This is a genomic window from Streptomyces sp. NPDC059695, assembly GCF_042733785.1.
In the GTDB taxonomy this organism is placed as follows: domain Bacteria; phylum Actinomycetota; class Actinomycetes; order Streptomycetales; family Streptomycetaceae; genus Streptomyces.
In genome coordinates, this window is the sequence record NZ_JBHWFF010000026.1 from 80,152 (window position 1) to 99,402 (window position 19,251).

Below are 19,251 nucleotides of genomic sequence, written 5' to 3' on the forward strand. Positions count from 1 at the left end.
GGGAGCCCCGGCCGCGCGGACCCCCGCGGGGTCCTTCCCGGGGGTGACGGGGCGATGGTCCGGGGCGCTGTGGGCAGGGGGGGTGGTGGATCCGCCCCCCCCCCCCCCCCGTAACCGGCCGCGCGAGGCCGTTGTCGGCTGCTCCTGGCGAGACGGTTCTGCTCGGACGACCGCGTCGGAGCGCCCGCCCCCCGCGTCCGTGACCGAGGCGGGACGGGGAGGGGCGGTTCCGCCGGAGGACGTCCGCTGAGCGCGCGTCCACCGCCTCTGACCGGCGCACACCCCCTGGTGGATCCTCCAGCCCCCAGCGCGCGCGAGGAGCGATTTCCGGCCTCCGCACCAGTCGTCCACCCTCCCCTCCCCGGGCTTCACTGGCTGGAATGCAGTGACCGGGAGGCGTGGGGAGACATGGACCTGAACACGGTGACGGACGTACGGGACGCACGGCTGCGCGAGCCGTGGCGCCCCGGCGACGCGTGGCTCGGCGGGGGCACCTACCTGTTCTCGGAACCGCAGCCGCACCTGCGCCGGCTGATCGATCTGAGCCGGATGGGCTGGGAACCGCTGACGCACCACCCGGACGGTTCCCTGGAGATCGCCGCGACCTGTACGGTCGCCCGGCTGTCACGGCACGGGCGGACGCTGGACGCGTCGGCGGCCCCGCTGTTCGAGCAGTGCTGCCGGGCCTTCCTCGCCTCCTTCAAGATCTGGAACATGGCGACCGTCGGCGGGAACCTGTGCAACGGGCTGCCCGCCGGGCCGCTGATCTCGCTGACCGCGGCCCTCGACGGCACCTGTCTGCTCCGGGCGCAGGACGGGTCCTCGCGCCGGGTGAAGGTGGTGGACTTCGTCACGGGCGCCGGCCGCAAGGACCTCGCGGACGGCGAGCTGCTGCGTTCGGTGACGCTTCCGGCGCGCGCGCTGGGCTTCCGTACGGCCTTCCGGCAGGCCTCGTTGTACGGGCTCGGGCGCTCGGGCGCGCTGGTCATCGGCACGCTCGACCCGGTCGACGGCTCGGTGGCGGTCAACATCAGCGCCGCGACGGTACGGCCGTTCCGGTTCTGGTTCCCGCTGCCGCCGACGCGCGAGGAGCTCCGGTCGGCGATCGCCGCCGCCGTCCGGGACGACGAGTGGTTCGACGACATCCACGGACTGCCCGAGTGGCGGCGGCACATGGGGTTCCGTCTCGCCGAGGAAGTCCGCCGCGAACTGATCAGCACCGCCGAGGAGGTCTCCCGATGAGCTTCGAGATCCGTGTCAACGACCGCTCCTTCGCCGACGAGCCGCGCGCCGGCCAGTGCCTGCGCACCTATCTGCGCGAGCGGGGCTGGTTCGGCGTGAAGAAGGGCTGCGACGCCGGGGACTGCGGCGCCTGCACCGTCCACGTCGACGGGGAGCCCGTGCACAGCTGCCTGTACCCGGCGGTGCGGGCCGAGGGGCGGGCCGTCACGACCGTCGAGGGGCTCTCGTCCCCGGACGGCGAACTCCACCCGGTGCAGAAGAAGTTCCTGGAGGCCCAGGGCTACCAGTGCGGCTTCTGCACGGCCGGCTTCCTCATGACGACCGCCGCCCTCGAAGCCGAGCGGGGCACGCCCCACGACGACGGCAAGCTCGACGACCTGCCCCGCGCCTTCAAGGGCAACATCTGCCGCTGCACCGGCTACCGGGCGATCGAGGACGCGGTCCGGGGCGTGAAGCACACCGAGCGCCCCTGCGCGGGCAAGGCGGTCGGGCGCAACGTGGGCGCGCCGGCCGGTCCGGACGTCGTCACGGGCCGGGCCCGCTACACCTTCGACGTCACCGTCCCCGGGCTGCTGCACATGAAGCTGCTGCGCTCGCCGCACCCGCACGCCCGGATCGTCGCGATCGACACGTCGGCCGCGCTCCGCGTACCCGGGGTCCACGCGGTCCTCACCCACCACGACGCCCCGGAGACCCTGTACTCCAGCGCCCGCCACGAGCACCCCACGGAGGACCCCGACGACACCCGGGTCCTGGACGACGTCGTCCGGTACGTGGGACAGCGGGTCGCGGCCGTGGTCGCCGACAGCGAGCAGGCCGCCGAGGAGGGCTGCCGCCGGATCGAGGTGACCTACGAGGAGCTGCCCCACGTCACCGACCCCGAGGCCGCCATGCGGCCCGGCGCCCCCGTGCTGCACGCCGGCAAGGGCCCCGAGGTGCGGATCGCCCGGGTCGAGAACAACGTCGCGGGCGAGGTGCACGGGGAGATCGGCGACGTCGAGCGGGGGTTCGCCGAGGCGGCCGTCGTGTACGAGGAGACCTTCCGCACCCAGCGCGTGCAGCACGCCAGCCTGGAGACGCACGGCTGCGTCGCGTACTTCGAGCCGAAGGACGACGGTACGGGCGAGCGGCTGACCGTCCGCTCGTCCACGCAGACCCCGTTCCTGACCCGGCGGGCGCTGTGCGCCCTGTACGGCCTGCCGGAGGACGAGGTGCGGGTGGTCGCGGGCCGGGTGGGCGGCGGGTTCGGCGGCAAGCAGGAGATGCTCACCGAGGACATCGTGACGCTGGCCGCGCTGAGGCTGCGGCGGCCGGTGAAGCTGGAGTACACCCGCGCCGAGCAGTTCTACGGCGCGACCACCCGGCATCCGTTCACCATCGGCATCAAGGTCGGGGCGCGCTCCGACGGGATCCTGACGGCCATTCGGATGCGGGTCGTCTCCAACACCGGGGCGTACGGCAACCACGGGCCCGCCGTGATGTTCCACAGCGTCGGCGAGTCCTTCGCCGTCTACCGCGCCCCGAACAAGAAGGTCGACGCCTTCTCGGTCTACACGAACGTGGTCCCGGCCGGCGCCTTCCGCGGCTACGGCCTCGGCCAGGTGACCTTCGCGGTCGAGTCGGTCATGGACGAACTGGCCCGCCGGCTCGGCATGGACCCCCTCGTCCTGCGCGAGAAGAACATCATCGGGCCGGGCGAGGCCATGCACAGCCCGATCGGCGAGGAGGAGGACCTCCACATCGCGTCCTACGGCCTCGACCAGTGCCTCTCCGTCGTGCGCAGGGCCCTCGCGGAGGACCGCAGCGCGCAGGACGCCCCGGAGGGCTGGCTCGTCGGGCAGGGCAGCGCGATGGCGATGATCGCGACCGGCCCGCCCGGCGGCCACTACGCTGACGCCCGGGTGTCGCTCCTGGAGGACGGGACGTACGACATCGCCGTCGGCACCGCCGAGTTCGGCAACGGCACCACCACCGTGCACAAGCAGATCACCGCCGGCGCCCTGAACACCACCGAGGACCGCCTCACGGTCCGGCAGTCGGACACGGACGTGGTCCGCCACGACACGGGCGCCTTCGGCTCGGCCGGCACCGTGGTCGCGGGCAAGGCGGTGCTGCTCGCCGCCACGTCCCTCGCCGAGCGGCTGCGCACCCTCGCCGCGCGGCACACCGGCGTGGCCCGGCACCTGTGCGTGCTCGGCGCCGAGGCCTTCGACTGCGCGGGCCGCACGGTGACCCTGAAGGAGCTGTACGAGGCGGGGTACGCGATGGGCGCGGCGGAGGAGCTGGGGGCGGACGGGCACTGGGGCGGCTCGCCGCGGTCGGTGGCCTTCAACGCCCAGTGGTTCCGGCTCGCGGTCGATCCCGACACCGGGGAGATCCGCATCCTGCGGAGCGTGCACGCGGCCGACGCCGGCAAGGTCATGAACCCGATGCAGTGCCGCGGCCAGGTCGAGGGCGGCGTCGCCCAGGCGCTCGGTGCCACGCTCTTCGAGAACGTGCGGATCGACGGGAGGGGCGAGGTCACCACGGCCGCGTTCCGCCGCTACCGGCTTCCGCAGTACGCCGACGTCCCCCGCACCGAGGTCCACTTCACGGAGACGGCCGACGCCATCGGACCGCTCGGCGCCAAGTCCATGAGCGAGAGCCCGTTCAATCCCGTCGGCCCCGCCTTCGCCAACGCCCTGCGCGACGCCACCGGGATCCGCTTCACGGAGATGCCGCTCACCCGGGACCGGGTGTGGAGCGCGCTCGACCGACGGGCCCGGGTCCTTGGTCGATGAGCCTGGCGCCTGCGCACCGTGATCTCGTAGCAAGCTCACAATTGCACGGACGAGAGGCCGATTCGTGCGGCAATCACGGTTCCGGCGCCGCGTGGTCGGGTATCACTGGGCGCAGTCACCGCACCGAGCGTCCGAGGGAGATTGACGATGAGTCGCCGCACCGGAGCCTTCGCCATCTGGGGGGACGTCGCCCTCCCGGCCACGCTCACCGTCGCCGACCTGCGCGGGGAGTGGGCCCAGCAGCGGGCCGAGGTGGTGTTCGACTGCGCCACGAACGGTCCGCAGCGCCACACCTTCGAGGGGCCGCTGCTGCGTGACGTCGTGGCGGCGGCGCGTCCGGGGTTCGATCCGGCGCGCCGCAAGGAGCGGTCGCGGTTCCTGCTCCACGTGAGCGGCGGTGACGGGCACCACGCCCTGATGTCGTGGGCGGAGATCGACCCCGACTTCGGCGGCGCTCCGGTGCTGCTCGCGACCCGGATGGACGAGCGGTGGCTCGACACGCCGGGCACGCAGCTCGTGGTCCCGTCGGACCGCTGCGGGGCCCGGTACGTGAGCTCCGTGACCGGCATCTGGATCGGCGGGTTCCGGGCCCCGGTCGCCCCGGAGCCCGGTCTCACTCCCGTATCCGGTAGAGCCTGATGCCCGGGTTCACGAAGAGGTGGACGTAGCCGCACGTCCAGCAGATCAGGCCGGTCGCCGACTCGTTCGCCCAGGCCATGTTGAAGAACTCCATGCCGGTGCTGTTCAGTTTCACCTCCCGCTCGCGGAAGGTGTCGTGGTCGCACACCTGGCAGCGGATCGGCCGGTCACCGATCGCCGCGTGCACCGGCTTGGCCATGCGGGGAGTCTCCTTCTCCGCCGGTTCCGGCGGTGTCGTGGTGCGGGTGCCGCGCCTCGGTGGCGCGGAGGATCGCGGTCTCGACGGCCGTGACGCGGTCGGCGAGGAGGCCGAGGGCGGCGACCGCCCGGGACAGGGCGTCGTCGCCCGGGGTCCCCAGGGCGCGGGCCCGGGCGGCGGTCAGTTCCGCCCGGCGCGCGGCCTGGGCCGGGGTGAGGGTGCCGCGCAGGGCGGCGAGTCGGAGGAGGTTGGCCTCGGCCTCGGTGGTGAGCGTCTGGGCCTCGGCGGTGTAGTGGTCGTCGATCAGGGCGGAGAGTTCGGCGGCGTCCATGACGGGTGAGATGCGGGCCGTGATCCTGTTCATCGTGCGGTACGAGCCCTGGAGCCGGAACGGCGGTTCCGTGCGGGCCTCGTCGGCGGTGGCGGCGGAGGCGATGTAGGCCTCGTTGACGGCGAGGACCGTCTCGCGGGCGGTGAGCAGGTGCCGGAGGACGGCGAGGACCTCGTCGAGTTCGGCCGGGGCGTAGGGGTGGACGAGCCGGTCGCGGCGGGCGGCCGGGTCCCCGGCCGCGAGGCGGGTCAGGAGCTCCAGGTCGGCGCGGTCGCGGCCGGCGAGCGGGGCGAGGACGGGGTGGGAGGTGAGGGCGTTCTCGACGAAGCTGAACGCGAAGGCCTCCTCCTTGCCGGTCAGGACGTCGCCGAGGTTCCACACGTCGGCCCGGTTGGCGAGCATGTCCGGTACGCGGAAGGCCCGTCCGGACTCGGTGTACGGGTTCCCTGCCATGCAGACGGCGAAGCGCTTGCCGCGCAGGTCGTGCCCGTCGAGGGTCCGGGTGGCGTCGCAGAGGGGGATGAACTTCTGCAGGAACTCCGGCGAGGTGTGCTGGATGTCGTCCACGTACAGCAGGACGTTGTTGGCGGCGGTCAGGGCGAAGGCGATCTTCTCCAGCTCCCGGCGGGCGGCGGTGTCGGGGGCCGCCGCGGGGTCGAGGGAGGTGGTGCGCGGGCCGAGGGCGGGTCCGTCGACCTTGACGAGGAGCAGGCCGAGGCGTTCGGCGACGTACTCGACGAGGGTGGTCTTGCCGTAGCCGGGCGGGGAGAGGAGCAGCAGCAGTCCGTGGGAGTCGGCGCGCTTGGCGTCCCCGGCCGCGCCGAGCTGCTTGGCGAGGTTGTCGCCGACGAGCGGGAGGTAGACCTCGTCCACGAGCCGGTTGCGGACGAAGGACGACATGACCCGGGGTCGGTACTCGTCCACGCGGAGCCGGGTGCGCTCGCGGGCGAGGAGTTCTGTCCGCCGGCGCTGGTGGGCGCGGAAGGCGGGTACGTCGTGGGTGGCGAACCCGGATGTCCTGGTGAGGAATTCGTCGAGCCGCAGCTCCAGCGAGCGGGCCCGTACGCGGGGGTGGGAGCCGAGGAGTCCGGTGACCGTCGTCGTGGTCGGGGCGGTGACCTCGTAGCGGTCGAGCCCGGGGCACAGTTCGACGGCGACGGCCTCGGCGAGCACGCCGGCGTCGTGCGGTTCCCCGGACACCGAGGCGTACGAGGTGAGCCAGGCCTCGACGAGCCGGCGTCGCGCGCCCGGGTCGGTCAGGGCGGCGAAGGCGTCGTCGTAGGCGGAGGAGCCGACGGTGCGGCGGAACTTGTCGAGGAAGGTGCGTGCCGCGCCGGAGACGGCGAATCCCGCTGGCCCGGAGGCCAGTTCGGCGATCAGGTACGCGGCGGCCGCGGGGTCTCCCGTCACCCCGGCCAGCTCCTCCCGCAGCCCGTCGAGGGCGGACTCGGTGCCGAAGAGGTCGCGGGCCCGGGTCAGCGCGACGGCGTGGTGGGTCCACTGCTCGCGGGCCTCGGGGGTGGTGGCGTGGGCCCAGAAGATCTGGGCGGCGGCGCGGGCCTCCCCGGTGTGGGCGAGCGGTCCCGCGCCTTCGCCGAGCTCCAGGACGGCTCCCAGGATCAGGGCCGCGTCGTGGTCGTGGACGCCGTGCTGGTGGCCCTCGTCGTACGCGGCCTCGGCCGCCCGCCGGGCGAGCGACCGGAGGTCCGCGCCGGCCAGGCCGTCCGCGCCGTGCTCGGCCAGGAGGCGGGCGGCGAGGTGCTCCGCGCGGTAGACCTCCGGCGACTCGGAGGGCAGGGTCCTGTCCCAGAAGGGGCGGGTCTCGGCGAAGGCCGGGTCGGTGACGGGCGCGCGGTAGTCCGTGCCGGTCAGGGCGAGGGCGAGGGTGTCGCCGTGCGGCACGAGGGTCAGCTCGGGGGCCTGCCGGGTGACGGCGAACCGGTGCCGGCCGAGCCGGATCGTGTCCCCGCCGTCGGAGAACAGCTCGGTGCGGTCCCGCAGCGCCCGTCCGGCCTCCTGCCGGGCGGCGGCGAGCCGGCTCTCCAGCTCCTCCGCCCGTACCGGGTCGCCGAGTTCCCGCAGCTCGGCCGCGGTGCGCCGGATCCTGGCCACCATGGGGTCGGAGGAGAAGTACGTGTGCACCTCGTCCGGATCGGCCAGGCTCACGGCCCGCCGGGCGACGGCTTCCAGGACCCGGCCGGCCGAGTCCGCGAGGCGTTCGGCGCGGCGGGCGCGGTCGTCCTGGAGGGACTGGCGGCGCGCGGCGAAGGCGTCGTGGATCTCGGTGCGCCGCTCGGTGAGGCCGGCGAGGAAGCCGTCGTGCTCGGCGAAGCGGGACTCCAGGTTCTCCAGCTGGAGCAGGATCCGGCCGTACTGGTCGTCGCAGCGCTCGGGGGTGTCGGCGGCGGCCAGCGCGCCCGTGACGGCCTGGCCGAGCAGGGCGAGCTCGGCGGCGAACCCGGCCCGGCCCTCCTGGTCCAGGAGTTCGGCGCGGCGGGCGGCGAGGAGCGCCCGGGCGCGGTTGAGCGCGCCGAGGACGTCGGCGATCCGGGCCAGGACGGAGGCGCGGACGGTCGCGTCGCCGATGTCGAGTCCGGTGACGACCTCGCTGAGCGTGCGCAGCTCCTGGGTGCGCGCGTCGATCCGGTCGGCGACCGTGGCCGTGCCGGCGACGGCGGTCACGGCCTCGGCCTCGCCGGCGAGCCGTTCCGCCTCGGCGTGGTGGCCGGTGAAGGCGTCCTCGCCCTTGAGGAAGGCGACGGCGCGGCGGGCGGCCGAGGTGATGTCGGCCTCGACGTCGGCGGCGAGGGCGTCGATGCCGTCCGTGTCCGCGTACCGCATGTCCCGCAGGGTCACCAGGTGTCCCTGGGCCCGGCGGAGTTCGGTGATCCGGGAGGTCCACTCCCCCGCCGTGGCGGGGGCCTCGCCGCGGATGCGGCGGACGAGGCGGCTGATCTCCTGGGCGGAGTCGGCGAGGGCCTCGGCGGCCTGCCGGGTGAGGGCGGAGACGGTCGCGAACTCGTCGAGGACCTGGGCGGCCGTGGCGCGCAGCTCGGCCAGCGGGGTGCCCAGGTCTCCGGCTTCCGGGTCCCCGAGCCAGTGGTGGACGTCGGCCGCGCGCACACAGGCGGCGACGAGCGCCTCGTACACGCCGGCGGCGGGGGCCTGTTCGCCGGCCTGACGGGCGATCGCCAGGCAGTCGGCGATCCCCCGGACGAGATCGGCGTTGCCGATGCGGGTCAGCGGGCCGCTCCCGGAGCGTGCCCGGGTGCCGGAGACGTACGGCGTGCGCCAGATCTGGACCGGATGGACCCGGCCGGGCTCGTCGGACCCGCCGCGGAGGACGGCCATCGTCCCGTCGTCCAGCAGGGCGTACCCGCGGCAGACGACCGGGGTCGCGATCTCCTTCCCGATCAGGTCGTACGGGAGGAGCAGGGTCCGGCCCTCCGTCCGGGTGCGGAAGACGAAGAGGAGGTGCTCCCCGTCGGGGGAGCGGACCGTCCGGTCGAAGGCGAGTCCCTCCGTGTCGGTGTCGAAGGTCTTCACGGCGCCGGAGGCCAGGCAGTAGCCGCCGGGGAAGACGATCCCCTCGTCCTCGGGCAGCTTCCGGCAGGCCTGCCCGATGCCGTCGAGCCTGACGACGGTGCCGGTCAGGGTGTTGAAGACGAGGTGGCGGCGGGCCTCCTCCTTGTAGGGGCGGATCCGCACGAGGATCAGGGCTCCGACGGTCGCGTACGCCACCTCGGCGTCGGCGAGGGACTGCAGCGGCTCGTCGACGGGCTCGGTGTGCACGGCCCCGGCCGTGTCGGTGTCGGCGTCGGTCCTGACCGTCAGCGTCCCGCCGGCCGTGGAGACGTAGAGGCGGCCGGCGAGCGAGATGCGCGGGTGCCGGCCGGGCACGTGGTCGTCACGGGTCGTCTCCACCCAGCCGACGTCTTCGGAGGGCGGCAGGACGTGGTCGCGCTCGCCGCGGGCGTCCAGGAACCGCGTCTCGCCGGAGGGCCCGACGGTCCAGCGCAGCACCCGCAGGTCGTCGGCCTGCTCACCGGTCCGGAAGACGGCGAGGATCCGGCCCTCGGTCCGCCGCAGCCGGACCAGCCGGGCGCCCCGGTAGTAGCGGTGCAGCGCGGAGAACTCGCGTACGAAGCCGGGGTCGTCGAGGAGTCCCGGCACCGCCCCGTCGGGCAGCGGGTTCAGGTCGCGGTCGTGCAGGGTGAGAACGTCGGCGACCGCGGTCTCGGTGGGCCCCGCGCCGGACGGCCGGCAGCCGAGGAGCAGCAGGCCGTCGCCTACCGCGACGAGGTCCTGGGGCAGGCGGGCACGCTCGCCGGTGAGGTGGCGCGTGTCGGTGAGGGCGAGCTCGCCGGAGCCGAAGGCCTCGATCCGGGCTCCGTTGAGGGCCTCGGCGCGCCGGGCCAGTTCGGCGGCACGCGCGGCGAGCCGGTCGCGCAGCACCGTGTACGTGTCCTGATCGATTCCGGCACCCATCTCGTCCCGCTCCTAGTACGGTGGTGAACACGGGTCCGGTGCCGCCAACTCCCCCGTTTGCCGGCACCGGACCCCTCTGCGACCGCTCCCCCGTGACGGTCAGCTCTTGGCGGACCCGTTCAGCGCGGCCGTCTCGCCCGGTGCGGCCGGGGTCCGGCCGGGGACGTGGCCGTCGAGCAGGCCGGACTTCATGACCTTCGCGAGGAGTGCGGAGACCCCGAGGTTCTGCACGTCGGCCGTGGACAGCGAGCCGAGCACCTTGGTCAGGTCCTCCGTGAAGGACTCCGTACCGTCCAGCCACGGACCGGCCAGCGTCCGCGCGGTGGCGGAGTGGTCCATGAACCCGTCGACCGAGCGGCCGAGCGCGACCGATTCCACCAGGCGGTCGAGGAAGACCGACTCCCCGCCCACGATGCTGATGTCGGCGTGCTCCAGACCGGTCGCGAGGACCGTGGCCTGGGCCTCCGCGACCTGCCGCTGGACGTCGAGTCCGGCGAGCCGGATCTCCTTCTCGGCCGCGAGGCGCAGCCGGTACTCCTCGTGGGTGCGCGAGGCGTCGTCCAGGGCCGCCATCGCGGCGGCCTTCTCGGTGAGACCGGCCGCCTCGGCCTTCAGCTTCTCGCCGATCGCCGTGGCCTCGGCGAGCGCCTTCTCCCGGGTCCCCTCCGCCTCGGCCAGGGCCTTCTCGCGGGCGCCGGCCGCCTCGGCGCGCAGTCGTGCCTCGGTGGCCTCCGCCTCGGCGCGGCCCGCCTTCTCGATGACGTCCGCCTCGACCTCCCGGACCCGCACGGCCGCGAGGCCCTCGGCGGCGGCCTCGGCCTGGACGCCCTCGGCGAGGCGGATCTTGGCGCGGGCGTCCATCTCGGCGGCCCGGTTGCGGGCCTCGGCCAGGGTCAGCTCCTCGGCGGCCCGGTGGACGGCGGCCTGCTCGGCCGCCTCCGCCGCCTTGATGTCCTTGACGAGCCGCTCCTGCGCCTCCGCCTCGGCCGCGATGACGACGGCCTGCCGGGTGCGCTCGGCCTCCTCGACCACACGGAGCCGCTTGATGGACTCCTCCTGCTCGGCGACCGTGCGGTCCACGGCGACCCGCTCCCGGATCACCTCGGCGATCTCCCGGCGCTCGGCCTCGACCTCCTTGTCGGCCGCGATGCGGGTGAGTTCGGTCTCCCGGTCGCGGGCGATGACCTCCAGGAGGCGGTCCTTCTCGATGCGCTCGTTCTCGACGGCGATGACCCGCTCGCGGTTCTTCTGCGCGACGGCCACCTCGCGGGCCTGGTTCTCTCGCTGGACGCCGAGCTGCTCCTCGGTCCTGAGGAAGGCGCTCTGCGCCCGCAGCCGCTCCTCCTCCACGACCCGCGCGGTCTCCGCCTCCTCGCGGGCCCGCGAGGTGTCGATCTCCCGCTTCTGCTTGATCTCCGCGTCGGCCTGGCGCCGCTCCAGCTCCAGGATGGCCTCGCGCGCGTCGACGTTCTGGCGGGTGATCTCCTTCTGCTCGTTCTGCCGGTACTCGTTCGTCCGGACGTTCTCGACGGCCGTCAGCTCGGTGATCTTGCGGATGCCCTGGGCGTCGAGGATGTTGCCGGGGTCGAGCTGGCTCAGCGGCGTCTGCTCGACGTAGTCGATGGCGGCGTCCTCCAGGTGGTACCCGTTGAGGTCGATGCCGATGAGCTCGATGATCCGGAAGCGGAGTTCCTCGCGCTTGGTGTAGAGGTCGGTGAAGTCGAGCTGCTTGCCCACGGTCTTGACGGCCTCGGAGAACTTGGCGTGGAAGAGCTCCTCCAGGGTCTCCTTGTGGCTGGCCCGGTCGGTGCCGATGGCCTGCGCGACCTTGATGACGTCCTCGACGGTCTTGTTGACCCGTACGAAGAACGAGATCCGGATGTCGGCGCGGATGTTGTCCCGGCAGATCAGTCCGTCCCGGCCCATCCGGGAGATCTCGAAGGTCTTCACCGAGATGTCCATGACCTCGGCCTTGTGCAGGACGGGCAGGACGACCTGTCCGGTGAAGGTGACGTCGACCCTGCGCATCCTGGAGACGATCAGCGCCTTGCCCTGCTCCACCTTGCGGAAGAGCCGGCCGACCAGCAGGAGCACCGCGACGGCGATGATGAGGACGAGGGCGACGAGCACGCCGACGCCCCCTGTGATGGCATCCATGAGAAACCCCCCGTGTCACTGTGCCGTGGCGTGGACGGAGGAACAGGAGCACCCCACTGTTTCCGTCACCCGGCATCGGTTCCGTGCCGTGTCCAGCCGTGGGGCCATCCTGGGTCACGACCGTCCCGGGGTCATTGCCGTGATCCGGCAGTCATCGACGTCCTCTCGGTGCCGGTGACGAACCCGGGCGAACGGCATGTCACTCTTGATCACCGCGCGTCAGGAACGCGTCAAGAACGTGCGGAGAAGGGGAGGGCACCGTGACGGAGAGGGAGCGGGCCGAGGAGTACCTGGAGGGGTACGCCGCGATCCTGGCGGGCGTGTGCGCGACCCGGCGCAGGCTCACCCGGGAGGAGCGCGAGTCCCTGGGCGCGCTCGGGGAGCGGGCGGCGGAGGCGGGCCTGGGACTGCGGGGCCTGGTCCGGGCCCACCTCGCGGCGGCCGAGCGGCTGCGCCCCGGTCTGCCGCACGCCGCGGCCGACCACCTCCTGACCGCCGTCGAGCAGGCCGTGGACGCCTTCGCCGAGGGCCACGAACGGGCCCAGCGGCTGGCGATGCGCCAGGAGGAGGCCGCGCGGCGCGAGTTCATCGACGACCTCCTCTACGGACGGAGCGACCTCGGCCGTCTGGCCGAGCGGGCCGAACGCTTCGGGCTGCTCCTCTCCCACGCGCACGCCGTGGCCGTCGCCCAGGGCCCGGAGCCGTACAGCGACGGCTACGCGGTCACCCGCACCGTCGAGTCCTCGCTCGTCGCCCGCTTCGGCGACCGCCGGATCCTGCTCACCACGAAGGACGGACGGCTGATCTGCGTCGCTCCGGCGGACGAGCCCGAGGTCCTCGCCCACTTCGCCAAGCAGGCGTACGCGGCGACCGACGGCGGGCAGGTCGCCGTCGGCCGCCCGCACCCGGGCGCGGGCGGGGTCGTCCACTCGTACGAGGAAGCCCTCAACGCCCTCGCCCTCGCGGCCCGCATGGACCTGAACGATCCGGTCCTGTACGCCGCCGACCTCCTCGTCTATCCGGTCCTGACCCGCGACCGGCAGGCCATGGCCGACCTCGTCCGCACCGCGCTCGGACCGCTCAGGGACGCCCGGGGCGGCGCGAAGCCCCTCCTGGACACGCTCACGGCGTACTTCGACACCGGCTGCGTCACCGCCCAGGCGGCCCGCAGTCTCAGCCTGAGCGTGCGGGCGATGACCTACCGGCTCGACCGCATCCACCGTCTGACCGGCGTGGATCCCGGCGATCCCGTCCAGCGCTACACCCTCCAGACGGCCGTGATCGGCGCCCGTCTCCTGGACTGGCCGGACCAGCCCCTGTGAGGTGGCCCCGCACGCCCCAGAAGGATCGTTCCTTTCCGCACGTGATCCCGAACTGATCGACAGCAGTGGGGAGTTGTCGGTTTCCGGTCGTCCCTGGCGGGCAGGTTTGGAGAGCCGCAGGGCGGGCAGCGCCCCGCCCCGCGGCACACCGGTGCGGACCGAGGACACAAGGAGGTCGGTCCCCATGACAGTGCGTGCCGTCGAAGTCCCCCTGCTGTGGATGCCCTACGCGCTGCGGATCAACCCGCATCTGCCCGCCCTGCACCAGGAGAGCGAGTCCTGGGCCCGCGCCATGGGCATGCTGGACGGTCACCGTGGCCCTTCGGCCCGCCCCGCCATCTGGACCCGGGCCACGTTCCACGCCATGACCGTCGACCAGCTCACGGCGTGGACCCTTCCCGACGCCTCGCTCGCCGACCTGCGGCTCAACCACCGGTTCAACATCTGGGCCCTGGCCTGGGACGACTACTTCGCCTCCGCCTTCAAGCAAACCGGCGACCTCGCCGGGGCACGGGCCTTCACCACCCGGCTGCACGCCTTCCTGCGGCCGGAGCGCGGCCCCCGGCCGCCCGAGCCGGCGAACGCCGTCGAGCGGGGGATCGCCGATCTCCAGCAGCAGTTGTTCCCCCCGCGACTGGCGCACTGGCGCACGGAGTTCAACCGCGCCCTGGCCCGCTACATCGACGCGGGCGTCGAGGAACTGGCCAACAGCCGCAGCGGCCGCATCCCCCATCTGATCGACTACGCGCCGTTCCGCCGGGAGAGCTTCGCCGCCTACACGGCCCCCTACTCCGTCGAACTGGCCACCGGCGCCCGGATACCCGAGCAGATACGCCACTCACGGACCGTCCGGGCCCTGCTCGACGCCTTCATGGACTTCATGGGCCTCGCGAACGACATCGCCTCCTACGAGAGGGAGGTGCACGAGGAGAAGGACGTCAACAACCTGGTGCTGGTCGTCGGGACGTCCCTGGGCATCTCGCTGCGCGACGCCGTACCCGCCGCCCTGCACCTGGTGAACGCCCGTCTCAGGGACTTCGAGCACCTCCGGCGGAGCGAGCTGCCGCCGCTCGTCCGCAGGTCCGGCCTCGACCGCGACGAGCGGGCCGAGCTGGAGACCTGGCTGGAGGGCGCCTGCGCCTTCCTCTCCGGCCTCCACGCCTGGTACACCGGGGCGCCCCGCTACGCCCCCGGGGACGGGCCCTTCCCGGGGGCGTAGGCGGCGGAGCGCCCCGCCGCCGCCGCTACTTCCCGCGCAGGAGGCGCCGGACGCGCGTCAGCCACGAGACCCGGGGCACCGGACCCCGCACCGCGGCCCCCGGGCCCGCTTCCGGCGGCGGGGCGGGAACCGGCCGCACGTCGCTGCGGACCGGCGGGGCCGGCAGCGGGGCCGGGAGGTCGTCGGCCTGCGGGGGGCGCGGGGCGAAGGACACGGGCAGGGCCGTGAGGTGCCGGGCCCAGGTGGAGGAGCGCCAGCTGAGGCTCTCCTCGGGGACGGACAGGGCGATGTCGGGCAGCCGGGTGAGCAGGATGTCGATGCCCGCGTCGGCGATGATGCGGCCGATGTCCTGGCCCGGGCACTCGTGGGTGCCCGCGCTGAAGGACAGGTGCGCCCGGTTGTGGTGCACGGGGGTGGCCGCGTCCGGCCGGATGGCCTGGTCGACGTTGCCCGCGGCCAGACCAAGGAGCAGCATGTCCCCGGCCTTGATCTCCTGCCCCCCGAGCGTGGTGTCGTCGTTGGCCCAGCGGCCGGGGCACACCATCAGCGGCGGCTCGTCCCAGAGGACCTGCTCCACCGCCTCGGGCAGGGTCATCTGACCGCCCGCCAGCGAACCGCGGAACCGCGGGTCGGTGACGACCATGCGCAGCACGTTGGACATGAGGTTGGCGGTCGTCTCGTACCCGGCGAGCAGGATGAGCCGGAGGTGGTGCTGGACCTCCTCGTCGCTGAGGCCCGCGGGGTGGGCCATCAGCGCCGAGGCGATGTCCAGGCCCGGACGCGACCGCTTGGTGACGACGAGCTGCGCGAGGCACTCCAGCACGAAGGCGTTGCTGGCGAGGGAGGTCTCGGTCGCCTTGAAGAGGTCACGGGCGGCGCGCACCAGCTTGGGGGCGTCCTCGTCGGACATCCCGAGCAGGTGGGTGAGGGTGAGCATGGGCAGGTGCTCGGCGAACCGCTCGACCAGCTCCACCTCGCCGTCCTCGCAGAACGAGTCGATCAGCTCGTGCGAGAAGCGGGTGATGACGCGCCGCACGCCCCGGTGGTCGAACTGGCTGAGCGAGGCCGTGACCGCGCCGCGCAGCCGCTGGTGCTCCTCGCCGTCCGCGCAGACGCAGTCGGGGCGCCAGCCGATCATCGGGATGAGCGGGGAGGTGGCGGGGTCGATCTCCCCGCTCCGCCAGCCGTGCCAGACGCGGGGGTCGCGGGAGAACTGGGTCGGGCGGCTGGCCACGTCCCGGTTCTCCAGGTACCCGAGGACGAGCCAGGCGCGGACGTCGCCGTCGAGGAGGACGGGTGCCACCGGGCCGTGGGCGGCACGCAGCTCCTCGTACAGGCCCATCGGGTCCGTCTCGGCGGCGGGGCCGTAGAGGCGGGTGGCTCCGCCGGGGCCGTTGTGGAGGTGGGCCGGGCAGCCCGGGGGCGGGACCGCCCCGGACGGTGCGGTGTCGTGGGCGGTGGGCGGGTGGGTCATGCGGTCTCCTGGGCGGCGGCAAGGGTGCACAGATAGCCCATCAGCGCGAGCAGGGCGTCGCGGCAGGACGCGCGGTCCCGCGCGTCACAGGTGACGATGGGCACGGTTTCGCCGAGGGCCAGCGCGGCGCGCAGATCGGCGAGGGGGTACTGGGGGGCCTCCGGGAAGGCGTTGACGGCCACGACGAACGGGACGCGGCGGTCCTCGAGCCGGGTGATGACCTCGAAGGAGACCTCGATCCTGCGGGTGTCGACGAGGACGACGGCGCCGAGCGCGCCCTCGAAGATGCCGTTCCACAGGAACCAGAAGCGCTCCTGTCCGGGGGTGCCGAACAGGTAGAGGATCAGCTCGTGGTTGATGCTGATCCGTCCGAAGTCCAGGGCGACGGTCGTGGTCTTCTTGTCCCGGGCGCCGGGGTTGTGGTCGATCCCGACGCCCGCCTGGGTCATGGTCTCCTCGGTGGTCAGGGGCGGGATCTCGCTCACCGCCCCGACCATGGTCGTCTTGCCGACCCCGAAGCCCCCGACGATCACGACCTTGACTCCCCTGGCGCCGTGCGGCAGCAGCAGGTCGGTGTCGCGCCGGCCGGCGGCGATGACGTCAGAGCTTGCGTAGTCCATGGATCACCGCCTCCAACAGGCCGCGTTCGGGATAGGCCGCCACGGGCACGGGCGCGATGGCCTCGACCCGCTCCTCCTCGACGAGTTGGGTGAGCAGCACGGTGACGATGCTGAAGGGGAGGCTGAGGTAGGCAGAGACCTCGGCCACCGAGAGCGGGTACGTGCACAGGGTGAGGATGGCCGCGTGCTCGGGCTGCATGGCGGGGTCGGGCTCGGCCCTCGTCGCGATGAGGGTGACCAGGTTGAAGGTCCCGGACGCGGGGTCCGGGCCTCCGGTAATGACGTAGAGCGGGACGGGTGTGCCTTCATTCCAGGGGCCCTGGTTCTCCGATGTCACATCGCCTGCCCGACGTCCTCACGGGGAGGGCTGGTCATGTGCTGGCCGATGCGGATGACCAGCGTCCGCATCCGGTCGCCGAGGAGGCCGGCGTCCACCTCCTGGTCGGCGAGGACCGCGAGATAGGCCCCGGGACCGGCGGCCATCAGGGAGAAGTAGCCGCCGTCGGCCTCGATCCCGACCATCCGCGTCGACCCGTCCCCCTGCGGGAACATCTGCGCGATGGCCCGCGCCAGGCTCTGGATGCCGGAGCAGGCGGCGGCGAGCGCGTCGGCGGTGTCGGGGGCCGTGTTCGCCTGCCCGATGCACAGGCCGTCCGACGACAGGACGACCACGTGTCGCACGTACGGGACGCTGCTCACCAGGTCCGTGAGCATCCAGTCCATGTTCGGCAGTGGCTGCATGTTACTCGTCCTCATCTGACGGCTCGCTGGAAGAAGGGGAGGGGTCGGCGACCGTTCGCCTGTCGCCTCTCTTGTCGCCGTTGAACGCCTCCCACATCAGTCCCGGCTGGCGGGAGCCGCCGGAGGTGCCCCGGGAGGCCGCCGGATCGGCGGAGGGCGCGGGTCCCGCCTGTACGACGGGGGTCGGGACGGGCGACTCGCGGCGGCGCTGCGGGAGCGCGGGCGAGGGGGACTCCCGTCGTCGTTGCGGGAGTCCGTTGGCGGTCCTGCGGATCTCGACGGTGTCCGCGGTGGCACCGGGCACGGGGGTCGGCCGGGGCAGGACGGGGCCGCCGATGCGCCGGCGGAGGAGCTCCGGATTGCGCAGGGCGGACTGCGGCACCGTGGTGATCAGGCGGCGGGGGACGAGCACCACGGCCCGTACGCCGCCGTAGGCCGAGGTGCGCAGGTCGACCTCGCAGCCGTGCTCGCGGGCCAGCCGGCTGACCACCGGGAGGCCGAGCTGCGTCAGCTCGCCCAGGCCCGACAGGTTGACCCCGTTCCGCGACTGCGCCATGACGCGCTCGACGCGTCGGCGGACCTCCTCGGTGAGGCCCACGCCGCGGTCCTCGATCTCGATCGCGATGCCGGTGGGCACCTCGCTCGCGGTCACCTCGACCGGGGTGTGCGGCGGCGAGAACGTCGTGGCGTTGTCCAGGAGTTCGGCGAGCAGGTGCATCAGCGGTTCGGCGCCGGGGCCGACCACCGCGACCTCCGTCACCGACGTCAGCTTCACGCGGGGGTAGTCCACGATCCGGGACATGGCGCCGCGCAGGACGTCGTAGAGCGGGATCGCCTTGGACCACTGGCGGCCGGGGCGGGCGTCACCGAGGACCGCGACGCTGGCCGCGAGGCGGCCGATCAGGGCGTTGCGGTGGTCGACGTCCTGCAGGCCGCGGGAGACCACGAGGTCCGTGCCGTGGAGGATCTGCATGGCGTGCAGGTCCTTGGCGAGCTGGTGCACGATGGCCTGGACCCGGCGGGCGATGGCCACCAGGGCGCGCTGGGAGGCGTCCCGGGTGTTCTCCTCGGCCTCCACGGCTTCCAGGAAGGTCTGCAGGGTGCCCCTGAGCGCCTCGGCGTAGTCCGGGTCGATGTGCTGGCCGAACCTGACGGCCCTGAGGATCTCGCGGGAGGGGTCGCCCCTCTGCAGCCGGGCGACGGCCGCGGGGAGGAGCTCCTCGGCGAGCCAGACGACGGTGGCGCGCTGGTCCGCGAGGCGCCCCAGCAGCTCGGCCTCGCGCTGGGCGTGCCGCTCCGCCGCCTCGGCGACGGTCCGCGCGTGCCGGTCCGCCACGGCCGCGCGTGTTCGGCGCGCGGCGGCGGCGGAGGTGACGAGCGTCAGCAGGACCGCGGCGAGTCCGCACCACGCGACGGGTGTCCGTATGTGCGCGGGGGTGACGAGAAGCGCTATCGCGGAGGCCGCGGCGAGGACGCCGGGCGGGAGGAGCCACACCCGGGCGGCCGCGGCCGGTCCGGATCTGGGAAGTGAGCCTGCACGAACCATCAGGGGGTCCCTAAACCGTCTGAAAACGAACGGACTGAGGTGATGTGATGCGCCGACGGATCGCTTCGAGAGCGCGCGGACGACCGCTTTCCCGCACGGCCGCGCCCCGTCCGCGCACCCCCAGCGTTCATGACTCGCTGTGAGCGCGCCGCAACACATCGGGGAGCATAGTCAGTTCGGGTTCGCCATGTGACCTTGCTGGAAGGACAGCCTCCAGCGGTCATTTCGGGCCCGGAAAGCGACCGATCAGCGAATGAATTCGCAAGGAACCGATCGCGTTCTGACGTCCGGGCGCATGGGTCCGCCCCCGGCCCGCGCGCGGCGGCGGGCGGGCCCGCGGGGCGGGGGGGCGGCCCGCACCCCCCCGCGGGCGGGACCCCCCCCCCCCCCACCCCCCCTGAGGCTGCCCCCCACACGCCGCAAACCCAGCAACAACATGTGCGCGCGCCGCAAGCCGCGGGCGGGGGGGGGGGCGCCAGCGAGCGCGGCCCCG

13 protein-coding genes are annotated in these 19,251 nt (G+C 73.4%); 5 read left to right on the plus strand and 8 right to left on the minus strand.

The genetic code is table 11. The features are described 5' to 3' along the window. Positions 1 to 408: 408 nt before the first annotated feature. The 3 genes from ACFV2S_RS28215 (at position 409) to ACFV2S_RS28225 (ending at position 4,661) form a co-directional block, all read left to right on the plus strand. Positions 409 to 1,242, plus strand: coding sequence for an FAD binding domain-containing protein (locus ACFV2S_RS28215; protein ID WP_385564795.1), 834 nt, complete (start codon positions 409 to 411; stop codon positions 1,240 to 1,242). Continuing rightward, positions 1,239 to 4,022: a molybdopterin-dependent oxidoreductase gene (locus ACFV2S_RS28220; RefSeq protein WP_385564798.1), complete on the plus strand. Its 2,784-nt coding sequence runs from the start codon at positions 1,239 to 1,241 to the stop codon at positions 4,020 to 4,022. The genes ACFV2S_RS28215 and ACFV2S_RS28220 overlap by 4 nt, the downstream gene beginning before the upstream one ends. Positions 4,023 to 4,169: 147 nt before the next feature. Then, positions 4,170 to 4,661 carry a molybdopterin-dependent oxidoreductase gene (locus ACFV2S_RS28225; protein ID WP_385564801.1) on the plus strand — a complete coding sequence of 164 codons (492 nt, stop codon included), beginning with the start codon at positions 4,170 to 4,172 and terminating at the stop codon, positions 4,659 to 4,661. On the opposite strand, the gene ACFV2S_RS28230 is transcribed toward ACFV2S_RS28225, so the two are convergent. The 3 genes from ACFV2S_RS28230 to ACFV2S_RS28240 form a co-directional block, all read right to left on the minus strand. Beyond that, entirely contained in the window at positions 4,636 to 4,860 is a 225-nt protein-coding gene (locus ACFV2S_RS28230; protein ID WP_383788559.1) for a hypothetical protein, read from the minus strand. The two genes, ACFV2S_RS28225 and ACFV2S_RS28230, sit on opposite strands and share 26 nt — an antisense overlap. Next, positions 4,829 to 9,679, minus strand: coding sequence for a DNA repair ATPase (locus ACFV2S_RS28235; RefSeq protein ID WP_385564804.1), 4,851 nt, complete (start codon positions 9,677 to 9,679; stop codon positions 4,829 to 4,831). Before ACFV2S_RS28235 ends, ACFV2S_RS28230 begins: the two co-directional genes overlap by 32 nt. A gap of 99 nt (positions 9,680 to 9,778) precedes the next feature. Beyond that, positions 9,779 to 11,836, minus strand: a complete 2,058-nt coding sequence (locus ACFV2S_RS28240; RefSeq protein ID WP_385564807.1) for a flotillin family protein — start codon at positions 11,834 to 11,836, stop codon at positions 9,779 to 9,781. A 260-nt stretch (positions 11,837 to 12,096) separates the two neighbouring features. Between ACFV2S_RS28240 and ACFV2S_RS28245 the strand changes: the two genes are divergently transcribed. Then, a complete protein-coding gene (locus ACFV2S_RS28245; protein ID WP_385564810.1) occupies positions 12,097 to 13,158 on the plus strand; it encodes a PucR family transcriptional regulator in 1,062 nt (353 codons plus the stop codon). Between the two features lie 184 nt (positions 13,159 to 13,342). Then, positions 13,343 to 14,377, plus strand: coding sequence for a hypothetical protein (locus ACFV2S_RS28250; RefSeq protein ID WP_385564813.1), 1,035 nt, complete (start codon positions 13,343 to 13,345; stop codon positions 14,375 to 14,377). A gap of 25 nt (positions 14,378 to 14,402) precedes the next feature. Here ACFV2S_RS28250 and ACFV2S_RS28255 read toward each other — a convergent pair whose 3' ends face one another. The 5 genes from ACFV2S_RS28255 to ACFV2S_RS28275 are packed head-to-tail and all read right to left on the minus strand — an operon-like array spanning position 14,403 to position 18,758. Further along, positions 14,403 to 15,851, minus strand: a complete 1,449-nt coding sequence (locus ACFV2S_RS28255) for a cytochrome P450 (RefSeq protein ID WP_385564816.1) — start codon at positions 15,849 to 15,851, stop codon at positions 14,403 to 14,405. Beyond that, a complete protein-coding gene (locus tag ACFV2S_RS28260) occupies positions 15,848 to 16,471 on the minus strand; it encodes an ATP/GTP-binding protein (protein WP_383788578.1) in 624 nt (207 codons plus the stop codon). Before ACFV2S_RS28260 ends, ACFV2S_RS28255 begins: the two co-directional genes overlap by 4 nt. Continuing rightward, a complete protein-coding gene (locus tag ACFV2S_RS28265; protein WP_385564820.1) occupies positions 16,452 to 16,808 on the minus strand; it encodes a DUF742 domain-containing protein in 357 nt (118 codons plus the stop codon). The genes ACFV2S_RS28260 and ACFV2S_RS28265 overlap by 20 nt, the downstream gene beginning before the upstream one ends. Continuing rightward, entirely contained in the window at positions 16,805 to 17,212 is a 408-nt protein-coding gene (locus ACFV2S_RS28270) for a roadblock/LC7 domain-containing protein (RefSeq protein WP_329852622.1), read from the minus strand. Before ACFV2S_RS28270 ends, ACFV2S_RS28265 begins: the two co-directional genes overlap by 4 nt. A 1-nt stretch (position 17,213) precedes the next feature. Next, positions 17,214 to 18,758, minus strand: coding sequence for an ATP-binding protein (locus ACFV2S_RS28275; protein ID WP_383788585.1), 1,545 nt, complete (start codon positions 18,756 to 18,758; stop codon positions 17,214 to 17,216). Positions 18,759 to 19,251: the final 493 nt, after the last annotated feature.

Excerpts from the sequence above, each read along its gene's own strand:
- ACFV2S_RS28275 (WP_383788585.1), bottom strand. The coding sequence starts at position 18,758 with ATGGTTCGTGCAGGCTCACTTCCCAGATCCGGACCGGCCGCGGCCGCC.
- ACFV2S_RS28270 (WP_329852622.1), bottom strand. The coding sequence starts at position 17,212 with ATGCAGCCACTGCCGAACATGGACTGGATGCTCACGGACCTGGTGAGC.
- ACFV2S_RS28260 (WP_383788578.1), bottom strand. The coding sequence starts at position 16,471 with ATGGACTACGCAAGCTCTGACGTCATCGCCGCCGGCCGGCGCGACACC.
- ACFV2S_RS28230 (WP_383788559.1), bottom strand. The coding sequence starts at position 4,860 with ATGGCCAAGCCGGTGCACGCGGCGATCGGTGACCGGCCGATCCGCTGC.
- ACFV2S_RS28225 (WP_385564801.1), top strand. The coding sequence starts at position 4,170 with ATGAGTCGCCGCACCGGAGCCTTCGCCATCTGGGGGGACGTCGCCCTC.
- ACFV2S_RS28240 (WP_385564807.1), bottom strand. The coding sequence starts at position 11,836 with ATGGATGCCATCACAGGGGGCGTCGGCGTGCTCGTCGCCCTCGTCCTC.
- ACFV2S_RS28235 (WP_385564804.1), bottom strand. The coding sequence starts at position 9,679 with ATGGGTGCCGGAATCGATCAGGACACGTACACGGTGCTGCGCGACCGG.
- ACFV2S_RS28255 (WP_385564816.1), bottom strand. The coding sequence starts at position 15,851 with ATGACCCACCCGCCCACCGCCCACGACACCGCACCGTCCGGGGCGGTC.
- ACFV2S_RS28250 (WP_385564813.1), top strand. The coding sequence starts at position 13,343 with ATGACAGTGCGTGCCGTCGAAGTCCCCCTGCTGTGGATGCCCTACGCG.
- ACFV2S_RS28220 (WP_385564798.1), top strand. The coding sequence starts at position 1,239 with ATGAGCTTCGAGATCCGTGTCAACGACCGCTCCTTCGCCGACGAGCCG.
- ACFV2S_RS28215 (WP_385564795.1), top strand. The coding sequence starts at position 409 with ATGGACCTGAACACGGTGACGGACGTACGGGACGCACGGCTGCGCGAG.